The sequence below is a fragment of the Bradyrhizobium sp. CCBAU 45389 genome (genome assembly GCF_028128625.1).
Classification (GTDB): Bacteria; Pseudomonadota; Alphaproteobacteria; order Rhizobiales; family Xanthobacteraceae; genus Bradyrhizobium; species Bradyrhizobium liaoningense_B.
Window position 1 is genome coordinate 1 of the sequence record NZ_LBIY01000057.1, and the last position, 8375, is coordinate 8375.

The following is an 8375-nucleotide window of genomic DNA, read 5'->3' on the forward strand; positions in this document are numbered from 1 at the left end:
ACCATGGCGCAGCCCGTCGTCGTCGATCTCCGCAACATCTACCGTCCCGAAGAGATGGCGGCTGCCGGCTTCACCTATGAGAGCGTTGGCCGTCCGTCGGCGCAGGGCTGATCGTTACACATTGTTGTCATACCCCGCGAAGGCGGGGTATCCAGTACACACGGATTTCGGAGTGGCCGGGATCTGCATTGACTGGATCGTCCGCCCCACGCAGTTGCGCGCAAGGCGGACGATGACGGACCGAGACTATTGCCCCGCAATTTCGACACGCCCCTCCCGATCGATGCCGTGCTCGACGACCTCTCGCGCACGCTGGATCAGCATAACGCGGCCGTGCTGGTGGCTCCGCCCGGCGCCGGCAAGACCACGCGCGTGCCGCTGGCGCTGCTCGATGCGCCCTGGGCCAAAGGCAAAAAGATCATCGTGCTGGAGCCGCGGCGCATCGCAGCGCGCGCCAGCGCCGACCGCATGGCTAAATCGCTCGGCGAGCGCGCCGGAGAGACCGTCGGCTATCGCGTCCGTTTCGGCTCGAAGATTTCGCGCGCGACCCGTATCGAGGTGGTGACCGAAGGCATTTTTACCCGCCAGATCCTCGACGATCCCGAACTCTCCGGCGTTGCCGCCATCCTGTTCGATGAATTCCACGAGCGTTCGCTCGACGCCGACATGGGCCTTGCGCTTGCGCGCGATGCGCAAACCGGTTTGCGCGAGGACCTGCGTATCCTCGTGATGTCGGCCACGCTCGATGGCGCCCGCGTGGCAAAACTGCTCGGCGATGCCCCCGTCGTCGAGAGCGAGGGCCGTGCCTTTCCGGTCGAGACGCGCTATCTCGGCCGCAAGGCGGATGCGCCGATCGAGCGGCAAATGGCCGATGCCATCGCCTCCGCGCTGCGCGCCGACAGCGGTTCGGTGCTGGCGTTCCTGCCGGGCGCTGCCGAGATTCGTCGCACCCAGAATTTTCTGGCCGAGCGCGTGCAGGACGCCAGCATCGAGATCGTGCCGCTGTTCGGCGCGCTCGACGCCGCCGTGCAGGACCGTGCCATCGCACCGGCGCCGAAGGGCACGCGAAAAGTGGTGCTGGCGACCTCGATCGCGGAGACCTCGCTCACCATCGAGGGTGTGCGCATCGTCGTCGATTCCGGTCTCGCCCGCGTGCCGCGCTACGAGCCCGACATCGGCCTGACCCGGCTCGAGACCGTGCGCGCCGCGCGCGCAGCGGTGGACCAGCGCCGCGGCCGCGCCGGCCGCACCGAGCCCGGCGTCTGCTACCGGCTCTGGGACGAGCCGCAGACGGCCTCGCTCGCGCCGTACACCCAGCCGGAAATCCTGAGCGCCGATCTGTCGTCGCTGGTGCTCGATCTCGCGCAATGGGGCGTCAGCGATCCCGCCGCGCTGTCGTTCCTCGATCCGCCGCCGCAACCGGCCTGGAAGGAAGCAAAAAGCCTGCTGTCCGAGCTCAACGCGCTCGATGGCGACGGCCGTATTACCGCCGAGGGCAAGAGCCTGCGCGCGCTGGCGCTGCCGCCGCGGCTGGCGCGCATGATCGTGGATTCGCATCGCGCCGGAGAGGGCGAGGCCGCTGCCGAGATCGCGGCTATCATCACCGAGCGCGGGCTCGGGGGCGACAGTGTCGACCTCGAGCACCGGCGCGACCAGTTTCGCCGCGACCGCTCGCCGCGTGCCGCGAGCGCACGTGATCTGGCGCGACGCTGGGCCTCGCAGGTGGCAGCGTCCGAGAAAGCGGGACAGCACGAGGATCTCTCCACCGGCCTGATGCTGGCCTATGCCTTCCCGGACCGCGTCGCGCGCAATCGCGGCAATGGCAGCTTCGTGCTCGCCAACGGCCGCGGCGCTGCCGTGGAGCAGACCTCCTCGCTCGCCCGCGCGCCCTATATCGCGATCGGCGAGATGACGGGAACGGCGGCGAGCGGCCGCATCCTGCTCGCGGCGCAAATCACCCAGGACGAGATCGAGCTTCACTTCGCCGAGCATATCGAGAGTGTCGACGAGATCTCCTTCGATCGCGGCGCGATGGCGCTGCGCGCGCGGCGCAAGCGCGCGCTGCATGCGATCACGCTGTCCGAGGCGACGCTTGCCGTGTCGCCCTCGGAAGACACCGCGCGCATTTTTGCCGACGGGCTGATCGCGGCGGGCCTCGATCGGCTGTCCTGGTCGAAAGCCGCAAAGCAATGGCGCGACCGCGTCATGTTCCTGCGCAAGGCCGAGGGCGACAGCTGGCCGGATCTCTCCGATGACGGTCTGATCGCGCGGCGCGATGATTGGCTGGTGCCGGCGCTCTACGACAAGATCGCGCTCAAGGACATCTCCCCCGGCGATCTCTCCGATGCGCTGATGGCGTTGCTGCCCTGGGAGATGCGCGCGCGGCTCGACCGCGAGGCGCCGACCCATTTCGAGGCGCCGACAGGAAGCGTGCTCGCGATCGATTACGAGGCCGAGCAGGGGCCGACCATCGCGGTGCGGCTGCAGGAATTGTTCGGTCTCAACACCCATCCCTCGATTGCGGCCGGCAAGGTGCCCTTGGTGCTGGAGCTTTTGTCGCCGGCGCAGCGCCCGGTACAGGTGACGCGCGACCTGCCCGGCTTCTGGCGCGGCAGCTACGCCGCCGTGCGCTCTGACCTGCGCGGCCGCTATCCGCGCCATCCCTGGCCGGACGATCCCGCGAGCGCGCTGCCGACCCGGCGGGCGAAGCCGCGCGGGACGTGAGATTTGTAAGCCGGCATTAACCGTCCGCTCATCCTTTTCGCCAAAATGGCGAAGTTCTGGCCGCCGCATTGCTCGCGGGTAGAGGGATTGCGTGGTGAAATCGGGCGTTCCGGCTCGGAAGTGGTGTGATGCGTAACATTATGATCTTCGCGGCCATCATGATCGGCCTCGGCACCTTCATGGCGCAGATGGCGGACAGGGTGAGCTCGGCGTCCGCCACGTCAGTGCCGCGCACGACGGTCGCGGTTGCCGCCGCAGCTCCGGCCGGAGGCCGCAGCCTCGCCATTTCCCGCGACGGCCGCGGGCACTTCCAGACCGAAGGCCGGATCGACGGCCAGCGCATCGGCTTCATGGTCGATACCGGCGCCTCCGTCGTCGCGCTGAACGAGACCTCGGCCGCTCGCTTCGGCCTGCGTCCCTCGCGCAGCGAATACAACGCCACCGTCTCCACCGCCAACGGCACCATCAAGGCCGCGCGCACCCGCATCGCCATGCTTAATGTCGGCGGCCTCATCGTGCGCGACGTCGATGCCATGGTGCTGCCCGACGAGGCATTGTCGGAGAACCTGCTCGGCCTGTCCTTCCTGTCCCGCCTCAAGCGCTTCGAATACGCCAACGGGCAGATGGTGCTGGAGCAGTAAGCCGCGTCATACGCTCCAGTCGCGAGCTGACGAACGGCCATTCGCACCAAATTTTTGAACGGAATGGGCGCTAGTCCCGCGCAAGATCGCATTTCGCCGTTACCAAACTGCCGCAATTATCGGCCATAAGCCTTCATTCCCGCCTTCCGCTGCGGCCCGGCATTCGCTAAGGCTGCATCAATTCCTGCCCTTTTTCACGAGACCGTCTCAATGTTTCCCAAGCCGAAACCCGTCCTGCTGCCCAACACCTACGCCTTCGAATCCGAGCCGATGGTGAAGCCCACGGGTTTTCGCGAATACGACGCGCGCTGGTTGTTCCAGAAGGAAATCAACCTGATGGGCGTGCAGGCGCTCGGCATGGGCCTGGGCGCGCTGATCGCGGAGCTCGGCGTCAAGCAGGAGATCGTCACCGGTCATGATTTCCGCGGTTATTCGGCCTCGATCAAATACGCGCTGATCTCCGGCCTGATGGCGGCGGGCTGCAAGGTGCATGACATCGGCCTCGCGGTGACGCCGATGGCCTATTTCGCGCAGTTCGATCTCGATGTGCCCTGCGTTGCCATGGTCACGGCCTCGCACAATGACAATGGCTGGACCGGCGTGAAGATGGGCGCCAACCGTCCGCTTACCTTCGGCCCCGACGAGATGACGCGGCTGAAGGAGATCGTCCTCAACGCAGAGTTCAAGAACAAGGCGGGCGGCGCCTACCAGTTCCACGAGAATTATCCCGCGCGCTACATCGCCGATCTCACAAATCGCCCGAAGCTTAAGCGCAAGCTAAAGGTCGTCGCCGCCTGCGGCAACGGCACCGCCGGCGCGTTCGCGCCGCAGGTGCTGGAAGCGATCGGCTGCGAGGTGATCCCGCTCGACACCGAGCTCGATCACACCTTCCCGAAATACAATCCGAATCCGGAAGACATGGAGATGCTGCACGCCATCCGCGACGCGGTGCTGCATCACAAGGCCGATGTCGGTCTCGGCTTCGACGGTGACGGCGACCGCTGCGGCGTCGTCGACAACACCGGTGAGGAGATCTTCGCCGACAAGGTCGGCGTGATGCTGGCGCGCGACATGTCGGCGATCCACAAGGACGCGCAGTTCATCGTCGACGTGAAATCGACCGGCCTCTTCATCACCGATCCCGTGCTGCAGAAGCAGGGCGCCAAGACCGCCTATTGGAAGACCGGCCATTCCTACATGAAGCGCCGCACCAACGAGACCGGCGCGCTCGCGGGCTTCGAGAAGTCCGGCCACTTCTTCTTCAACAAGCCCTATGGACGCGGCTATGACGACGGTCTGGTGTCGGCGATCGCGATCTGCGATATGCTCGACCGCGCGCCGGGCAAGTCGATGGCGGATTTGAAGAACGCGCTGCCAAAAACCTGGTCGTCGCCGACCATGTCGCCGCATTGCGCCGACGAGGTCAAATACGGCGTGATCGACAAGGTGGTGAAGCATTTCGAGGGCTTGCGGACCAAGGGCGCCAAGATCGGCGATCAGTCGATCCGCGACCTCGTCACCGTCAACGGCGTGCGCGTCACGGTCGAGGACGGCAGCTGGGGCCTGGTGCGCGCCTCCTCCAACAAGCCCGAGCTCGTTGTCGTGGTCGAGAGCCCGGTCTCCGAGCAGCGCATGCACGACATGTTCGAGATGGTGAACAGCGTGCTGCGCACGCATCCCGAGGTCGGCGAGTACAATCAGACGATTTGAGGTAAGCGGCTCGCCGCGGCGGCAGTGCGCCCTCTCGCTCGCCCTGAGAGGGTTGGGGTGAGGGGCCTGTCTCCGCGCATCCGAGGAGAGGTGAGAGCGCCGTAGCCCGGATGGAGCGCAGCGTAATCCGGGAGTCTCACCGAAGCGAGAGATCCCGGATTACGCTGCGCTCCATCCGGGCTACGAAGATTGCAGCGTGAAAGCTAAGCCGCCACCACCGCCGGGATCGGCAGCGCCGTGACCGACTTGATCTTCTCCATCGCGAAGCGCGAGGTGACGTTCTTCAGCGGCACCGCGCTGATCAGCTTCTTGTAGAAGATGTCGTAAGCCTGCATGTCCGCGACCACGACGCGCAGCATGTAATCGACGTCGCCGGCCATGCGGTAAAACTCCATCACCTCCGGCATGGCGCTGACGGCCTCGGCGAATTTCTTGAGCCAGGCATCGGAATGGTCGGAGCTTTCCACCGACACGAACACGGAGATGCCGAGCCCGATCTTGTTCTGGTCGACGAGGGCGACCCGCTTCAGGATCACGCCATCGGCCTCCAGGCGCTGGATGCGCTTCCAGCAGGGGGTCGAGGACAGCCCGACGCGGTCGCCGATCTCGGCGACGGACAGGGAAGCATCTTCCTGGAGTACCATCAGAATCTTGCGGTCGATGGCGTCGAGGCGGCGGCTGGTCTCGGGGATCTGGACGGCGACATCAGTCATCTGAAGAACTTTGTTCCATTTCAGGGGCTGATTTCCCTGATATAGAGAAAATCTTTCCACAGCAAGCCCATAATCTCGGCGCTTCGGTGGAATCGCTCTAGGGTTGGCTGCGTAAAAACTCTTCAACTTCAATGCGTTGCGGGGCAGCCGGGCCCCCGCCGTGGCGGGTGCATTTCAGCGCTGCGGCGGCCGCGGCGAATCGCAGCGCCTCCCGCACCCCCTTACCCTCGGCGAGGCGAAGCGCGAATGCACCGTGGAAGACGTCGCCGGCGCCGAGCGTATCGACGGCCTGGACCGGGAAGGCCGCCGTCTCCTCCAGCTCGCCCGCCTCGTTCAGCCAGATCGTGCCGAGGGGGCCGCGGGTGGCGGCGAGGAAGGCCGGCGTCAGGGCGGAGAGGCGCTTCAATGCCTCGCCGTCCTCAGTGATGCCGGCCGTCTCCTGCACCTGCTCGCTGGCGAACAGCAGATGCGAGGCGGCGGTGAGCAGCTCGTCCTGCAACGACATCGCGCGGTCGACGCCGACGATGACGGGAATGCCGCGCCGGCGCGCCTCGGTGCAGAGATCGATGCAGAAGGTGCCGCAGCGGCTCTCGATCAAAACCGCCTGGCAATCGGCGAGCAGCTTGTCGGCGTCGGGCAGCTTCACGGTCCACAGGCCCGGATCGCGATAGATCGTGAGCGTCCGCTCGCCGGAGGGCTCGATCATGATGGCGGAGACCGGCGTGGTCAGACCCGGCATGCGCACGATTTGCGTGGTGTCGATGCCTTCCTGCGCCATCTGCGCGAGGATGAACTCACTCGACGTCTCCCGCGCATCGCCCATGGGACCTGCGAACGCGACGCGGCCGCCAAGTCGCGCCATCGCGATGGCGGCGTTGAGCGCATTGCCGCCGCAGATCTCCGCGAGATGGCTGGCATTCGCCTTGCTGCCGCGCGCGGGCACGCCCTCGACGCGAAAGGTGAGATCGCGCACGGGAATGCCGATGCAGAGGATGCGCGGCGCGGTCGCAGGTAGCGCCATCGGCGGTCAGCTCTTGTCGTGTACCCAGCGGCCGAGCAAATGATGGGCGATGGCGAACGGGTGCGGGCCGGCGAGCCCGTCCGGATGCGTCCGCGTCAGCATCAGCGCGGCCTCTTCGCGCGTGAACCAGCGCGCGTCTTCCAGCTCGGAATGGTCGACGACGATGTCCTCGCTCACGGCCCGCGCGCTGCAGCCGATCATCAGCGACGACGGATACGGCCAGGGCTGCGTCATGTAATACTGCACGTCGGTGCAGCGAATGCCGGATTCTTCGAGGATCTCGCGGCGCACCGCGTCCTCGATCGTTTCGGCCGCCTCGACGAAGCCAGCGAGGCACGAAAACATGCCCGGCGGAAACTGCTTCTGGCGGCCCAGCAGACACTTGTCGCCGGAGGCGACGTGCATGATCACGACCGGATCGGTGCGCGGAAAATGCTCGGCCTTGCAAGCAGGGCATTCGCGCTTCCAGCCGCCTTCCTTCATCGCGCTGCGCGCGCCGCAATTGGCGCAATAGCCGTGGCGCTGATGCCAGCCCACCATCGACTTCGCCATCGCGACGGCCGACAGCTCGTCGGGCGGGATCGCGCCCTGCATCGCCATGCCGCGCAGCTCGGTCACGGTGTAGTCCTCGCGGCCGACCAGCTTCTCGGCGGCGGCCTGCGACAGGCCCATGCCGAACATTGCCGCGCCGTCGCGCAAGCCCAGAAAGATCGTGCCGGGATTGGCGCCGCATTTCAGCGCCTCGTCGATTCCTAGCAGCGCGCGGACCTTGTCACCCTCGCGCTTCACCAGCAGCGAGTCGCGGTACACGACATAGGCGCGGGATGACGATTTCTGCTCCAGCGCGAACAGCTTCTCGTCGTCGCGGCGCAGATGTGCGGCGCGGTCGAGGACGTTGGTGACGAAGGCCGGCTGCCCCAGCGGAAATGCGTCGAATGCTGACATTGTTATTCAACCCAACCAGATTTTTCGGCGAAGCGCGCTGATGAAATTCTGAACCTCTGCGGCGTCATGCGCGAGGGGCGGCATCACGCCCCACACCGGTCGCGGCCAGGCCGCGTCACTGGTGCGCCGCGCGATGATGTGGACGTGCAGCTGCGGCACCAGATTGCCGAGCGCGGCGACGTTGAGCTTGTCGCATTTGGTGATCTGCTTCAGCGCGCGCGAGACGCGGGAGATCTCGGTCATCAACTGCGCCTGCTGCACCTCGTCGAGATCGATGATCTCGACCGCATCGGGCCGCCGCGGCACCAGCAGCAGCCAGGGATAATGCGCATCCTTGATGACCAGCACTTTCGACAGCGGCAGATCGCCGATGTCGATGGTGTCCTCTTTCAGGCGGGAGTGCAGCGACCAGACGGGTTCGGGCATATGCGTTTCCGGATGGCCCGATGGGGAACGGGCTTGTTTGGTGCGACCATACGATAGGGAGTTGGGGAGGGGAAGGATGGGGCTCCGCAGGTCCCGCATGCTCAGTTGTCGTCCCGGCGAAGGCCGGGACCCATACCGCGAGGTCTATCGACTGCGGTTGGTGCTAATCCCGAACGACCAATCTTCGCAAAACAT

Annotated in this window: 7 protein-coding genes and 1 pseudogene; 4 read left to right on the forward strand and 4 right to left on the reverse strand. The window is 65.9% G+C overall.

The genetic code is table 11. From position 1 onward, the window contains the following. From XH79_RS07290 to XH79_RS07305, 4 genes and pseudogenes are all read left to right on the forward strand, one after another. Window positions 1–111, forward strand: a pseudogene (locus XH79_RS07290) (UDP binding domain-containing protein); the annotation flags it as partial. Window positions 112–249: 138 nt separating this feature from the next. After that, complete coding sequence (gene hrpB / locus XH79_RS07295) at window positions 250–2724, forward strand: ATP-dependent helicase HrpB (RefSeq protein WP_271581220.1); 2475 nt, start codon at window positions 250–252, stop codon at window positions 2722–2724. Between the two features lie 128 nt (window positions 2725–2852). Beyond that, entirely contained in the window at window positions 2853–3365 is a 513-nt protein-coding gene (locus XH79_RS07300; RefSeq protein WP_271581221.1) for a TIGR02281 family clan AA aspartic protease, read from the forward strand. Between the two features lie 210 nt (window positions 3366–3575). Further along, on the forward strand, window positions 3576–5075 hold the full coding sequence (locus tag XH79_RS07305) for a phosphomannomutase/phosphoglucomutase (protein WP_271581222.1): 1500 nt from the start codon (window positions 3576–3578) through the stop codon (window positions 5073–5075). 203 nt (window positions 5076–5278) lie between these two features. On the opposite strand, the gene XH79_RS07310 is transcribed toward XH79_RS07305, so the two are convergent. The 4 genes from XH79_RS07310 to XH79_RS07325 all read right to left on the reverse strand — a co-directional run bounded on the left by XH79_RS07310 (window position 5279) and on the right by XH79_RS07325 (window position 8180). Further along, a complete protein-coding gene (locus tag XH79_RS07310; protein ID WP_063693182.1) occupies window positions 5279–5788 on the reverse strand; it encodes an Lrp/AsnC family transcriptional regulator in 510 nt (169 codons plus the stop codon). 97 nt (window positions 5789–5885) lie between these two features. Next, window positions 5886–6809 carry a sugar kinase gene (locus tag XH79_RS07315; RefSeq protein WP_271581223.1) on the reverse strand — a complete coding sequence of 308 codons (924 nt, stop codon included), beginning with the start codon at window positions 6807–6809 and terminating at the stop codon, window positions 5886–5888. 6 nt (window positions 6810–6815) lie between these two features. Beyond that, window positions 6816–7754 carry an NAD(+) diphosphatase gene (gene nudC, locus XH79_RS07320; protein WP_271581224.1) on the reverse strand — a complete coding sequence of 313 codons (939 nt, stop codon included), beginning with the start codon at window positions 7752–7754 and terminating at the stop codon, window positions 6816–6818. A gap of 6 nt (window positions 7755–7760) precedes the next feature. Further along, complete coding sequence (locus XH79_RS07325; RefSeq protein ID WP_271581225.1) at window positions 7761–8180, reverse strand: HIT domain-containing protein; 420 nt, start codon at window positions 8178–8180, stop codon at window positions 7761–7763. Window positions 8181–8375 lie beyond the last annotated feature (195 nt).

Bases quoted from the DNA above. Each gene is read 5' to 3' on its own strand.
- XH79_RS07300 (WP_271581221.1), top strand. From the start codon at position 2,853: ATGCGTAACATTATGATCTTCGCGGCCATCATGATCGGCCTCGGCACC.
- XH79_RS07310 (WP_063693182.1), bottom strand. From the start codon at position 5,788: ATGACTGATGTCGCCGTCCAGATCCCCGAGACCAGCCGCCGCCTCGAC.
- nudC (WP_271581224.1), bottom strand. From the start codon at position 7,754: ATGTCAGCATTCGACGCATTTCCGCTGGGGCAGCCGGCCTTCGTCACC.
- XH79_RS07315 (WP_271581223.1), bottom strand. From the start codon at position 6,809: ATGGCGCTACCTGCGACCGCGCCGCGCATCCTCTGCATCGGCATTCCC.
- XH79_RS07325 (WP_271581225.1), bottom strand. From the start codon at position 8,180: ATGCCCGAACCCGTCTGGTCGCTGCACTCCCGCCTGAAAGAGGACACC.
- XH79_RS07305 (WP_271581222.1), top strand. From the start codon at position 3,576: ATGTTTCCCAAGCCGAAACCCGTCCTGCTGCCCAACACCTACGCCTTC.